Raw genomic sequence first — 13,367 nt, forward strand, 5'->3', positions numbered from 1 at the left:
GCGCAAGCGCCCGACCGTTCCTCACCCCACAAATGCCCGTTCGATGACGAATTCGGCGGGCTTGTTGTTGGCGCCTTCCGTCAGGCCCGCCTTTTCCAGGAGGTCCTTGGTGTCCTTCAACATGACAGAGGAGCCGCAGATCATGCCGCGATCCACCGCCGGATCGAGGGCCGGCACGCCGAGATCGGCAAACAGCTTGCCATTCGCCATCAGGTCGGTGATGCGGCCCTGGAACGGGTAGTCTTCGCGCGTCACGGTGGCATAATGCTTCAGCTTGTCGCCCACCACTTCGGCCAGGAATTCGTGATTGCGGATCTCTTCCACGAGGTCGAAGCCGTATTTCAGCTCTGCCACCTCGCGGCAGGTGTGGGTGAGGATCACTTCCTCGAATTTTTCGTAGGTTTCCGGATCCCGGATCAGGCTGGCGAAGGGTGCAATGCCGGTGCCGGTCGAGAACATGTAGAGGCGCTTGCCGGGGGTGAGCGCATCGAGCACCAGGGTGCCCGTAGGCTTCTTGCGCATCAGCACCGTGTCGCCCGGCTTGATCTTCTGCAAGTGCGAGGTCAGCGGGCCATCCGGCACCTTGATGGAAAAGAATTCCAGCTCCTCGTCCCAGGAGGGGCTTGCGATCGAATAGGCGCGGTAGATCGGCTTGTCACCGACCATCAGGCCGATCATCGCAAACTCGCCGGAACGGAAGCGGAAGCCGGCCGGCCGCGTCATGCGGAAGCGGAACAGACGATCGGTATAATGCTCCACCGACAGCACCGTTTCGGCATAAACACCGTCCGGAATCTTCGCGACTGCCTGTTCGGCAAATTCTTCGGTCTTGGCGGAAACGTTCATGTCCGTCGTCTCGTCTCATGGAGTTGTTTTGCGCATGCGAAATATACCATGCGCGCGCATTTTTGAAGGCATCCGCGTTCTTATGCCGCGGATGCGAGAAAAAATATGCCTTTGCCCGTCAGGTTTTCAGGCCGAGCGACGCCGCCAGCTATAGGCCTCGCCGCCGGCTGCAGCACGTGCCGTCGGCTGATAATGGACGGAGATGCCCGGCAGCCGGTTCTCCGCAAGGCGCTTCAGCGCGGTGGCATTGGTCACCGCAAAACTGTCGAAGCCGCAGCGCAGCATCAGCGGCACCTGGTCGATCAGCACATCGCCCACCGCACGCAGCTCGTTCTTGTAGGCCAGACGCTCGCGCAGAAGAGAGGCGTGGCTGAAACCGCGCCCGTCGTTGAAGGCCGGGAATTGTACCGCCACCAGTTCCAGCCGGTAGAGATAAGGCTCCAGCCGGCGGACGTCGTCTGCCGGCTTCACCAGCACGCCGAAGCCAACCTCGTTGCTGCTATCGGCCACTTCGATCAGCTGGTCGATGGAGAGCAGCGGACGTTCATCGCCCTCTGCCTTCCGCTCGTCCGTCTCGATGACCCAGGGATCGTTCTCGACGAAACCGGTTTCTGTCCAGATGCGTGTCATGTCGCTGTTCCCTGCCTCAGGCTGCCTTGGCCGTTTCGCCGTAGAGCGCATCCTTGAACGGCTGCGGCCCGACACGACGATAGGCTTCGAGGAAGGTTTCCTCCTTCGACAGGCGAAGGCCGAGATAGGTATCGACGACCTTCTCCACGGCATCCGTCACCTTCTCCGGCTCGAAGCCGCGGCCGATGATTTCGCCGATCGAGGTGTGCTCGTCGGCGGAACCGCCGAGCGTGATCTGGTAGAGTTCGGCACCCTTCTTCTCCACCCCGAGCAGGCCGATATGGCCCACATGGTGATGGCCGCAGGCATTGATGCAGCCGGAGATCTTGATCTTCAACTCGCCGATCTCGGCCTGGCGCGCCGCCGAGCCGAAGCGCGACGATATGGCCTGCGCCACCGGAATGGAGCGGGCATTGGCAAGCGCACAGTAGTCGAGCCCGGGACAGGCGATGATATCGGTGATCAACCCGGCATTGGCGGTGGCCAGCCCCTGCGCCGCCAGCGCCCGATAGACGGGCTCCAGATCGGCCAGCGCCACATGCGGAAGGATCACGTTCTGCTCGTGGCTAATGCGGATTTCGTCGAAGGCATATTCCTCGGCGATCGCGGCAATCGCCTCCATCTGCACATCCGTCGCGTCGCCCGGAATGCCGCCGATCGGCTTCAGCGAAATGGTCACCATGCCGTAATCGGGATGCTTGTGCGGCTGCACATTCTGCTGCACCCAGCGGGCAAAACCCTCGTCCGCCTTCTTCCAGCCGGCAAGCTGCGCCCAGCCTTCCGGTCGGTCTGCAAGCGCCGGCGGCGCGAAATAGGCGGTGATCGCCTGGATATCGGCCTCCGGCAGCGTCAGTTCCGCGCCTTGCAGATGGGCGAATTCTTCCTCCACCTGGCGCGCCAGTTCCTCCGTGCCGGTTTCGTGCACGAGGATCTTGATGCGGGCCTTGTACTTGTTGTCACGCCGGCCATGCAGGTTGTACACGCGCATGATCGCCGTGGTGTAGGACAGAAGGTCGGCTTCCGGCAGGAAGTCGCGGATCTTCTTTGCCACCATCGGCGTGCGGCCCTGCCCGCCGCCGACATAGACCGCAAAGCCGATCTCGCCCTGATCGTTCCTTTTCAGATGCAGGCCGACGTCATGCACCTGGATCGCCGCGCGGTCGCGCTCGGCACCGGTCACGGCAATCTTGAACTTGCGCGGCAGGAAGGAAAACTCCGGATGCACGGACGACCACTGACGCAGGATTTCCGCATAGGGGCGCGGATCGGCCACCTCGTCGGCGGCTGCACCGGCAAAATGGTCAGCCGTCACGTTGCGAATACAGTTACCGGAGGTTTGCAGCGCATGCATTTCCACCGAGGCAAGCTCGGCGAGGATGTCCGGCGTGTCCGACAGTTTCGGCCAGTTATACTGGATGTTCTGGCGCGTGGTGAAGTGACCGTAGCCGCGATCATACTTGCGCGCGATATGCGCGAGCATCCGCATCTGACGGGCATTCAGCGTGCCATAGGGAATGGCGACGCGCAGCATATAGGCATGCAGCTGCAGATAGACGCCATTCATCAGGCGCAGCGGCTTGAACGCATCCTCGGCCAGTTCACCGGACAGGCGGCGGGCCACCTGATCACGGAACTGTTCCACGCGACTGGACACAAAGGCGTGGTCGAACTCATCGTAACGATACATGAAATTCCTCAGGCAGCGATGAAGGCGGGATCGGCCGGTGCGAAACCGCTGGCATAGTCCATGGTCGGGCCGGCGGCACGGATGCGCTCGCGCAGACGCAAGGGGCGGATCTGCCCGGATACCTCTTCCACCTCGATGACATTGACGTCAACGACAAGATTGGCCGAAAAATCGCGCTTGCCGATCGCCTCAAGCGAGGCAACCGCTTCCGCATGCCGTGCGACCAGCGCATCCTGCAGCCGCTCGGTCCACTGACCGCTGGCATTCAGCCAGACGGCGATGCCGTCCGTGAGCCGGTTTGCGGTCAGAACCTTGTCTGTCATGGCCATGCCTTCCTGTGCGTCATGGTTCGGGATCCCGAAGGGGAAGCCTGCGTCGGAATCCGGACCTCTTTTCCACTGTGCCCAGATTATGTCAGAACCGTCCAGAGGCTTGAAGAAACGCAAATCCTTCCTGATTGGACCTGTGGCATTTCTGTTCCGGCATTGCCGGGAAGCGGAGAAAATGCACCCGCTGCAGCAGGGCGCCGGCCTTCTCCACACGCGGCATGTGCTCCCAGCCGAAAAGGGATTTCCCGCAGCGCACACAGCGCTTAAGGTGGAGATCGACAACAAGATTTGAGGACACCGCCCGTGAGCACTGCCACCATCGCCGCCCGTCTGCTGGACGTGATCGAAAACGACATTCTTCCACTGACGGAACGGGGCGTCGCGGCCGGCAACAAGGTGTTCGGCGCGGCGATCCTGCGCAAGTCGGATCTGTCGCTGGTGCTGGCGGAGACCAACAACGAGCTGGAAAACCCGCTCTGGCACGGCGAGGTGCATACGCTGAAGCGGTTCTATGAACGGGGCGAGGTTCCGGATACCCGCGACCTGATCTTCCTCTCCACGCACGAACCCTGCACCATGTGCATGTCGGCGATCACCTGGGCGGGCTTTGACAATTTCTATTACTTCTTCAGCCACGAGGATTCGCGCGACGCCTTCGCCATTCCGCACGACCTGAAGATCCTGAAAGAGGTGTTCGATCTGGAGCCCGGCGGCTATCGCCGCCACAACGCCTTCTGGAACGCCTTTGCGATTGCCGATCTGGCCGAGACGGAAGAGGTAGCGGTGCGCGACGCTCTGAAGGCACGGATCGCCGCGATCAAGGCGCGCTACGATGCGCTCTCCGAGACCTATCAGGCCAGCAAGGCCGACAACAAGATTCCCCTGAACTGACGCCTGCCGCAAAGGATCGGAACCATGGAGCCCTCCAAGGATATCGCGCGCCTGCTCGACCTCATGGCAGCGCTGCGTCACCCGCACACCGGCTGCCCCTGGGATGTCGAGCAGACCTTCGAGACGATCAAGCCCTACACGATCGAGGAAGCCTATGAGGTGGCGGACGCCATCGAGCGCAATGATCTGGACGATCTCAAGGATGAGCTGGGCGACCTGCTGTTCCAGGTGGTGTTTCATGCGCAGATGGCCTCGGAAGCCGGGGCGTTTTCGTTCGGCGAGGTGGTGGAAGCCGTCATGACCAAGATGATCCGCCGCCATCCGCATGTCTTCGCCCGCTCTGCCGCGGCCACGCCGGAAGCCGTGAAGGTGCAGTGGGACGAGATCAAGTCCGCCGAAAAACGAGAGCGCGCCGAACGCCGCGCCCGCCGCGGCATCACCGAGGATGTCAAGGCAGGCTTCCTCGGTTCCGTGCAGCGCAGCCAGCCGGCCCTGACGGAGGCCCTCAAACTGCAGGAGCGCGCCGCCAAGGTGGGCTTCGACTGGTCGGAAGCCGAACCGATCCTCGACAAGATCGAGGAGGAAATCGAGGAGCTGCGCGCGGCACTGAAATCCGGCGCACCGGATAAAGTAAAGGATGAACTGGGCGACCTGATCTTCGCCCTCGTCAATATCGGGCGCCACGTCAAAGCAGATCCGGAGCAATCCCTGCGCGGAACCAATACAAAATTCCGTCGTCGATTCAGCCATATAGAAACATCTCTTCAGGCGATGAATGTTTCACTTGAAGATGCATCGCTGGAGCAGATGGAAGGACTCTGGCAGGCGGCAAAAATTCTGGAGCGAGGCAATGTCTGACGCTAACGGCCATCGCAACAGCCGAAACAAAAATAGTTGCATCAATAATTTTTTCGTGCTTTAGTTGCATTGCTTGACGCCATTGGGGTGCTACGCGTGGGGCGAAACTCACCAAACACTCTAAGGAGAAAAGCATGACACAGACTGCAAATGCCGGGATCTTCAAGATCGAATATGAACTCCTCACCCGGGCCGATCCGGATTCCGATATCCAGTTCGGAATGGATTTCACCATCACCCAGTCGCCGAGCTCGAATCCCCTCCCGTTATGTCAATTGATTTTCCCGGCCACCAGCGTTGGCACCAACAAGGCTGGTCAGTGGAACATCGACAACCACAAGGCTCCAAGCGCCGATCCCGCGTGCCTCATTTTCGCAAATGCGGAGGGAGGCACAATCAAGGATACGCCACGGGAACTCAGCAAGAGAGACCGGGGCGTGCTGTCTACGAAATTTACCGTGTACCGCGTGGATGTGAAGAAGGACATGCTGCAAATTCACGGCGTGAAGTTCGGCTACAGCATCAACACATCGGATACCAAGCCCCAGACGATCTTCACTGGTTTCTCCACCTACGAAATCAGCAATGAAGAAAAGAAGGTCGTGCTGGAGCAATGCAAGTCGATCACGTTCTCCTGATCCTGCATCCGCACATTCTCGTGCAGAGCCAGCGCTCTGTCTGCGACGGCCAAGGCCTCACAGCAAGCCGGGCGCAAGGTTGGCGGATTCGATGAACGAACGCCTGTAACAAAGCGACGGCAGCCCGGTCAGGCCACAATGGGCCGGGCTGTTCGCAAGAGAGTGCAAATTGGTTGGAACGGCAGGATCGACTATAGCCAGAACTCCAATCCGCCCCTACCGTTCCCAGTCTTCCCGCTCGCGCACCGGCATCACGCCAAGCTTGCGCTCCAGCGCATTGGCCTGCTCCGCAGACAGGCGCAGGTCGAAGGCGACCGAGCCGTCCTCACGGTCCTCCCGGTGCTCCACCATGGCATTCTGATAGATCCACGAAATCAGGCCGAGCTTTTCCGGCGGCAGAACCACGGTGGTTTCGGTCACAACGCCGGACAGGCGCCGGGCAATCTCGTCCATCAGCGGATCGATTCGCTCGCCGGTGATGGCGGAAACGGCCATCACATTGTCGCGGCCGGCGGCCTTCTCGGCCACCGCGTCATGGGCCTCCGGCTCCAGCCGGTCGATCTTGTTCCAGACTTCGAGAATGCGGTCATTGCGCTCCTTCTCGTCGATGCCGAGATCGTCAAGGATGCGCAGCACGTCGGCGGACTGGGCAGCATTGTCCGGGTCGGACATGTCGCGCACATGCAGGATGAGATCCGCTTCCAGCACCTCTTCCAGCGTGGCGCGGAAGGCCGCGACCAGATGCGTCGGCAGGTCGGAGATGAAACCGACGGTATCGGAGACAATCACCGTGCGGCCATGCGGCAGCTTCAGGCGGCGCAGCGTCGGGTCGAGCGTGGCAAACAGCATGTCCTCGGCCAGCACGCCGGCACCGGTGATGCGGTTGAAAAGCGTCGACTTGCCGGCATTGGTATAGCCGACCAGCGCCACAATCGGGTGCGGCACCTTGCGGCGCTTGGCACGATGCAGCTGGCGGGTGCGCACCACCTGCTCCAGTTCGCGCTCCAGCCGAACGATCCGGTCCTGCAGCAGGCGGCGGTCGGCTTCGATCTGGGTTTCCCCGGGGCCGCCCATAAAGCCCGCGCCGCCGCGCTGACGCTCCAGATGGGTCCAGCTGCGGACCAGCCGGCCCTTCTGATAGTTGAGATGCGCGAGGTCGACCTGCAGCGTACCTTCCTTGGTGGAGGCCCGGCGGCCGAAGATCTCCAGAATGAGGCCGGTGCGGTCGATGACCTTGGCGTTCCATTCCTTCTCGAGATTGCGCTGCTGCACCGGTGTCAGCGGATGATCCACAATGACGAGGCCGGCATCCCGCTCGTCGAGCAGTGCCTTGATCTCCTCGATCTTGCCCGTACCGATCAAGGTCGCTGGTCGCGGCTGGCCGACCGGCACGATCAGTCCCTGGGCAATCGTCAGTTCGATGGCGCGCGCAAGGCCCACGGCCTCTTCCAGCCGGCTCTCGTCGGAGCGACGCGGCGAGGACAGAGCGGCCTCGCCCTGGGGCGCGCGGGCCGGACGGTTCTGCTTGAGAACGGGCACGAGCACGACGGCGCGCATGTCGTCGCGCCGTTTCTCCATGTCCGGAACGATGGATTCGTTGCTGGTATCGCGAATGCTGATGGCCTTGGTCCTTCAGGAGAGCGCCACAGACGTTGCGCGATGCCGGCGCAAGCCGCCGCTTGGGGCATGCGAGCCGGCAACATTGAGCCGCGTCGTGGGAAAACTGTCTGACCGCCTAGATGGGACGATCAGACAGACAATTCAACCCATCGGCTCCGGCATCCGCAGGGCGCGAAACGATCAGGCCGCGTTTTCTTCGCTTTCGAACATCTGCATCGGCTGTCCCGGCATGATTGTCGAAATGGCGTGCTTGTAGACCAGCTGCGAATGTCCATCGCGGCGCAGCAGCACGCAGAAATTATCGAAGGAGGTGACAACCCCCGTCAGTTTGACACCATTGATCAAAAAGATGGTGAGAGAAATCTTTTGCTTCCGGACCGTGTTGAGAAAAAGGTCCTGAAGATTCTGAGAACGTTCCGCCATGGCGCCGCTTCTTTCTTTCTTTGTTGCCGGCCGGATCGCCGGGAATGATCACGCGTGGAAGGCCAGCCGGAAACCCTCTCCTGTCTCCGCCGCCCGCATGACTGGTTATCAAATCGCCGTCTTTTCCGCAACGCCGAATAAACCATGCCATAGAACTGCTTGGCGAGCTGTTCCGCGCTCTGACACACGTCTCAAAGCGCTTTCCGCCATGGCTGACGGAAAGCTGCGGCGTGCGGGAAAGGAAGGCTGGCGGCAGAGCCTTGTCGCGCTATCCACAGGCAATTGCGGCTGCCCCGAAAGCGAGCGATGGGCGGGCCTCACCCCTCAGAAGTACTGGATGGAGACCCGGAACAGCTGCTCGACATGGCGCACGGTACCGGCAGTCGCAAACAACACCACGCGATCCTTCGCGCGGATCCGGGTGTCGCCGTTCGGGCGAATGACTTGGCCGTCGCGTAGAAGCGCGCCAATGCGGATGCCAGCCGGCAGATCCAGCTGGCGAAAGGCGCGCCCGACCAGCGGCGAGGTTTCCAATGCTTCCGCCTCGATGACCTCGGCAGCGCCATTCTGCACCGCGTAGACCGAACGGATACGCCCCTTGCGGACGTGCTGCAGCACGCGGGAAATCGTGACGGCCCTGGGATTGATCAGCGAATCAATGTTGAGCGACCGCGTTACCTCGCCCAGCGACGACGAGTTGACCAGCGACAGATTGGACCTGCAGCCAAGCGCCTTGGCCATCACCGCGCCCAGAATGTTCACCTGGTCATTGTTGGTGAGCGTCACCATCAGGTCCGCATCCTGGATGTCGGCCTGCTGGAGAATGGCCTGGTCGAGCGCGGAACCGTGCAGCACGATCGTGTGGCGCAACTGCTCGGAAATCGCCACCGCCCGCTCGCGGTCGCTTTCGATGATCTTGATGCGGGTCTTCGGCTGCATCTCCTCGATGCGGCGAGCGACATAGGTGCCGATATTGCCGCCGCCGGCAATCACGATCCGGGCCGCTTCCTGTTCCTCGTGCCCGAACAGGCCCAGTGTCCGACGCGTATGATCGCGCTGGCAGATGACATAGGCAAGGTCGCCCGCATGCAACTGATCTCCGGACCGCGGTACGCTCAACCGTCCCTGGCGATAGACGCCAACGACGGTGGCCACCAGATCCGGAAACAGCTGGCTCAACTGCTCAAGCGGCGTGTTGATGACCGGGCAGTCTTCCATGCATTCGATCGCCACCATGGCGATCTGGTCTTCCGCAAACCGCGCCACATCGGTGGCGCCGGGAAAGGAGATACGCCGCAGCACCATCTTGCCCACCTCGACCTCCGGAGAGATCGTCACGTCGATGGACATGTTCTTGCTGCTGAAGAGATCGGCATATTCCGGCAGCAGATAACTCTGCGACCGTATACGGGCGATCTTGGTCGGCACGCTGAACAGCGCATGCGCCACCTCGCAGGCGACGATATTGACCTCGTCATAGAGCGTGACGGCGATGATCATGTCGGCATCCTCCGCCCCGGCCCGCGCCAGGACATCGGGATGCGCCCCGTGCCCCACATAGCCGCGCACATCGAGCGTATCGGTGATGCCGTTGATCAGGGCTGCGGAGGTATCGATGACGGAGACTTCGTTGTCCTCCTGCGACAGGCGTTCGGCAATGCCGTATCCCACCTGCCCCGCCCCGCATATGATGACCTTCATGCCGTCCCCCCTGCCATGCCGCCCCTCGGCACGGCCCGGCCTTAACCTAGCCTCAGACGCCGAGCGACTTCAACTTGCGGTGCAGCGCAGAACGCTCCATGCCGACGAATTCCGCAGTCCGCGAGATATTGCCGCCGAAACGGTTGATCTGCGCCACCAGATAGTCGCGCTCGAACATTTCGCGGGCTTCGCGCAGCGGCAGCGTCATGATGTGATGATCGCCCTTGCCGGCAATCTTCGGCAGCATGTCGCCGAGATCGGTCGGCAGCATGTCGGCGGTGATCGGCGAATCGGGCCCGTCGGTGCGGGCGAGAATCATCAGCCGCTCGATGTTATTCCGCAGCTGGCGGATATTGCCCGGCCAGTCGTGCGCCTGCAGCACCGCCATCGCATCATCGCCGATCTTGCGCTGGCGGATGCCCGTCTGATCGGAGATCTGGCGCATGAACATGTCAACGAGGAAGGGAATGTCCTCGCGACGCTCCGCAAGCGACGGCACCTTGATCGGAACGACCGCCAGACGATGGTAAAGGTCCTCGCGGAAAATCCCCTCGCTGATCAGGTTTTCCAGATTGTAGGCGGTCGACGAGATGATGCGGACATCGACCTTCACCCGCTTGGAGCCGCCGACACGCTCGAACTGCTGGTCGACAAGAACACGGAGAATCTTGTTCTGCGTCTCGCGCGGCATTTCGCCGACTTCGTCGAGATAGAGAATGCCGCGATGGGCCTCTTCCAGCGCGCCGATCTTGCGCGGCTGGCCGGGCCCGCCTTCGGTTCCGAACAGGGCGATCTCCATGCGCTCCGGCGTGATGGTTGCCGCGTTCAGCGCGACGAACGGGCCGGCCGAGCGCGACGAGCGCCGATGGATCATGCGCGCCACGAGTTCCTTGCCGGAGCCGGAGGGACCGAGGATCATGATGCGGCTGTTCGTCGGCGACACCTTGTCGATTGTCTGGCGCAGCTGGGAGATGGCGACCGAGGTACCGATCAGTTCCACCGCATCGCCGGTGCGCCGCTTGAGTTCCGTCACCTCGCGCCGCAGCTTGGAATTTTCCAGCGCCCGCTCGGCAATCAGGATCAGCCGGTCCGCCTTGAAGGGCTTTTCGATGAAATCGAAGGCGCCGCGCTTGATGGCGGAGACTGCCGTCTCGATATTGCCATGTCCGGAAATCATCACCACCGGCAGGTCCGGATGGCGGGTCTTGATTTCGTCCAGCAGCGCCAGCCCGTCAAGACGGCTGCCCTGCATCCAGATGTCCAGGAACACCAGCCGCGGCACGCGGTCGGAAATGGCCGCCAGCGCGCTGTCACTGTCATGCGCCGTGCGGGTCTCATGACCTTCATCCGACAAAATGCCCGAAACGATCTCGCGGATGTCGGCCTCGTCATCCACGACCAGAATATCAGACGCCATATGCCACTTCCTTGTCATTGCCGGTTTCGGGGGCTGCCGCAGCGGGAGGATGCGGCAGGATCACCCGGATCATGGCGCCCTTGCCATGATCGAAATCGGCGGGCGCATCGTGCAGTTCGAGCTGCCCGCCGTGTTCCTCGATGATCTTCTTGACGATGGCAAGACCGAGCCCCGTGCCCTTTTCGCGCATCGTCATGTAAGGTTCCAGAATGCGGTGCCGGTTTTCCACCGGCAGACCGCGGCCATTATCGATCACGTCCACACGAAACTGGTCGCGCGCGGCATCAAAGGCGGCCCGGACCAGAATGCGCTGCCCGTCCCGTTCCTCGTCAGCAGGCACCGCCTCGATGGATTCAACGGCATTCTTGATGAGATTGCCGAAGGCCTGTCCCAGCATGCGCGAATCGAACAGTCCCTCCAGAGGCGTCTCGCCGAGTTCGCGCTGGAACTGCACATGGCTTGCCCCCATCTCGCGCAGGAAGATCGCATCGCGCAGCACGTCACGCAGGTCCGCCCGCTCCTTGGCTGGCTTCGGCATGCGCGCGAAGGCAGAAAATTCATCGACCATGCGGCCGATATCGCCCACCTGCCGCACGATGGTATCGGTGCACTGGTCGAAAACGGCGCGGTCGCTTTCCTCGATCTGGCGGCCATAGCGCCGCTTGAGGCGTTCGGCAGAGAGCTGGATCGGTGTCAGCGGATTCTTGATCTCATGGGCAATGCGGCGCGCCACATCCGCCCAGGCCGTGGAGCGCTGGGCAATCACGAGATCGGTGATGTCATCCAGCGTGATGACATAGGATTCGGCCGCGTTGCGTTGTTCCTCGCGCGTCACCTGGACAGAGAGCGTGCGCTCCATGCCGCCGCGCATCAGGTTCACTTCCTTGCGCAGGTCGCCGCGGGCGCGTCCGGTTGCTTCCTTCAGCACCTGATCGACCTCCGGCACGATCTCGGCCAGTGAATGACCGATCAGGTCTTCGGCGGAAAGACCGAGAAGTTCCTCGGCGGAGGGATTGACGATGGAGATCCGGTGATCATCCTCGACGCCGATGACGGCGGCCGTCACGCCGGACAGCACAGCCTCGATGAAGCGACGGCGGTCATCCACCTCGTCCTTGGCAACGAGAATCTCATCACGCTGGCTGCGGATCTGCGAAATCATCTTGTTGAAGGTGCGTGAAAGGTTGCCGACATCGCCATCGGCGGCGCGCACCGGCACGACGACGGAGAGATTGCCTGCCGCCACGCTGTCTGCGGCGCTGATCAGCAGCCGGATCGGACGCACGATACGGTCGGCAACGGCAATGGCGGTCCAGATCGAGGCCAGAAGCACGATCAGCGCAAAGCCGAGATAGAGCACGGCGAAGGCAAGCTGCAGGCTGGCGCGACCGGCCTCCATTGCCTTGTATTCGGCGCGGTTGTCTTCCATCAGCCGCATGGCGCCCATGACCTTCGGATCGACGGCACGGATCGTGTAGAGGAAGGCGCCCGGGAGGGCATCCAGCTTGAGGATGGCGCCGACAAGGTTCGTCACCCCAGGCGGAATGAGCGTCGGCTGACCGGCGGCCGAGCTTGCCAGCGCATCCTTCGGAATGGCGGGCAGAGGCCGGTCGGTCGGGATATCGGCCTGGGCAATCGCCGCACCGTCTTCGCGCACCAGGAAGGCTCCCAGCAACCCGCGCCCCCGGGCCTGCCGTGTCATCAACTCAACGAAGCCGGTGCGATCCAGATAGAACATCGCACGGTTGCGCTCGAGGTCATTGGCCATGGAGACCGTCTGGCCCTGCAGATAGCTCGCATTTTCCAGCATATAGGCCTGGGCCACATCGAGCGAGGACTGCACGATCGACTGCGTGCGCAGCGAGAACCAGCGATCGAGGCCCACATTCAGCGTCAGGGTTGCAAAGATCGCCACCAGCACCGCCGGCGTGATCGCGACGATGGAAAACAGCACCACGATGCGCACATGCAGCCGGGCCGCCGCCCTGCCCCGGCGCCGTGCCTTCAGCAGGCGTCCGACCTCGCGACCGATTAGGTACATCAGGCCCAGCACGAAGAGAGCGTTGAGCACAGCCGAGGCAATGACCACCTGCGAAGTGGGGGCAACCGGCGTCAGGCCAAGGAGGACGAACAGGGTTGCGATGGCGCACAGCAGCGCCCCCCCCGCCAGCAGCAGGCCGGGAAGGGCAAACGAGGCCCTGCGATCCTGCACCAACGTCGCCGGATCGTCTCCGGCGGTCGTCGCAACGCCTTCATTCATCCGAAAATCACTCCCAGCCCCGATCGATCGGGGTTCATGCACGATGACGGATCAACCAGTGACGGGG

At 62.1% G+C, this 13,367-nt stretch carries 12 protein-coding genes; 3 read left to right on the plus strand and 9 right to left on the minus strand.

Annotation, left to right across the window (positions count from 1 at the left end):
- Window positions 1–21: 21 nt before the first annotated feature.
- The 4 genes from FNA46_RS03555 to FNA46_RS03570 all read right to left on the minus strand — a co-directional run bounded on the left by FNA46_RS03555 (window position 22) and on the right by FNA46_RS03570 (window position 3,486).
- The gene (locus FNA46_RS03555; RefSeq protein WP_142880971.1) at window positions 22–846 is read right to left on the minus strand and encodes a ferredoxin--NADP reductase; all 825 of its coding nucleotides are present in this window, start codon (window positions 844–846) and stop codon (window positions 22–24) included.
- Between the two features lie 126 nt (window positions 847–972).
- On the minus strand, window positions 973–1,476 hold the full coding sequence (locus FNA46_RS03560; RefSeq protein WP_142880972.1) for a DUF934 domain-containing protein: 504 nt from the start codon (window positions 1,474–1,476) through the stop codon (window positions 973–975).
- 16 nt (window positions 1,477–1,492) lie between these two features.
- Entirely contained in the window at window positions 1,493–3,163 is a 1,671-nt protein-coding gene (locus FNA46_RS03565) for a nitrite/sulfite reductase (protein ID WP_142880973.1), read from the minus strand.
- A gap of 8 nt (window positions 3,164–3,171) precedes the next feature.
- Window positions 3,172–3,486 carry a DUF2849 domain-containing protein gene (locus FNA46_RS03570; protein WP_142880974.1) on the minus strand — a complete coding sequence of 105 codons (315 nt, stop codon included), beginning with the start codon at window positions 3,484–3,486 and terminating at the stop codon, window positions 3,172–3,174.
- A gap of 309 nt (window positions 3,487–3,795) precedes the next feature.
- Between FNA46_RS03570 and FNA46_RS03575 the strand changes: the two genes are divergently transcribed.
- From FNA46_RS03575 to FNA46_RS03585, 3 genes are all read left to right on the plus strand, one after another.
- Window positions 3,796–4,383: a deaminase gene (locus FNA46_RS03575; protein ID WP_142880975.1), complete on the plus strand. Its 588-nt coding sequence runs from the start codon at window positions 3,796–3,798 to the stop codon at window positions 4,381–4,383.
- Between the two features lie 24 nt (window positions 4,384–4,407).
- Window positions 4,408–5,241 carry a nucleoside triphosphate pyrophosphohydrolase gene (gene mazG / locus FNA46_RS03580; RefSeq protein ID WP_142880976.1) on the plus strand — a complete coding sequence of 278 codons (834 nt, stop codon included), beginning with the start codon at window positions 4,408–4,410 and terminating at the stop codon, window positions 5,239–5,241.
- A gap of 134 nt (window positions 5,242–5,375) precedes the next feature.
- Window positions 5,376–5,879: a hypothetical protein gene (locus FNA46_RS03585; protein ID WP_142880977.1), complete on the plus strand. Its 504-nt coding sequence runs from the start codon at window positions 5,376–5,378 to the stop codon at window positions 5,877–5,879.
- A 216-nt stretch (window positions 5,880–6,095) separates the two neighbouring features.
- On the opposite strand, the gene hflX is transcribed toward FNA46_RS03585, so the two are convergent.
- The 5 genes from hflX to FNA46_RS03610 all read right to left on the minus strand — a co-directional run bounded on the left by hflX (window position 6,096) and on the right by FNA46_RS03610 (window position 13,300).
- Window positions 6,096–7,457 carry a GTPase HflX gene (gene hflX, locus FNA46_RS03590; RefSeq protein ID WP_142880978.1) on the minus strand — a complete coding sequence of 454 codons (1,362 nt, stop codon included), beginning with the start codon at window positions 7,455–7,457 and terminating at the stop codon, window positions 6,096–6,098.
- A 222-nt stretch (window positions 7,458–7,679) separates the two neighbouring features.
- Window positions 7,680–7,922 (minus strand): RNA chaperone Hfq, encoded by a 243-nt coding sequence (hfq, locus tag FNA46_RS03595; protein ID WP_037155370.1) that lies wholly within the window; start codon window positions 7,920–7,922, stop codon window positions 7,680–7,682.
- Between the two features lie 324 nt (window positions 7,923–8,246).
- Complete coding sequence (gene trkA / locus FNA46_RS03600) at window positions 8,247–9,623, minus strand: Trk system potassium transporter TrkA (protein ID WP_142880979.1); 1,377 nt, start codon at window positions 9,621–9,623, stop codon at window positions 8,247–8,249.
- Window positions 9,624–9,675: 52 nt separating this feature from the next.
- Entirely contained in the window at window positions 9,676–11,040 is a 1,365-nt protein-coding gene (gene ntrX / locus FNA46_RS03605; protein ID WP_142880980.1) for a nitrogen assimilation response regulator NtrX, read from the minus strand.
- Window positions 11,030–13,300 (minus strand): sensor histidine kinase NtrY-like, encoded by a 2,271-nt coding sequence (locus FNA46_RS03610; protein WP_142880981.1) that lies wholly within the window; start codon window positions 13,298–13,300, stop codon window positions 11,030–11,032. Before FNA46_RS03610 ends, ntrX begins: the two co-directional genes overlap by 11 nt.
- Window positions 13,301–13,367: the final 67 nt, after the last annotated feature.

It is taken from the genome of Affinirhizobium straminoryzae, from assembly GCF_007004135.1.
GTDB lineage: Bacteria > Pseudomonadota > Alphaproteobacteria > Rhizobiales > Rhizobiaceae > Neorhizobium > Neorhizobium straminoryzae.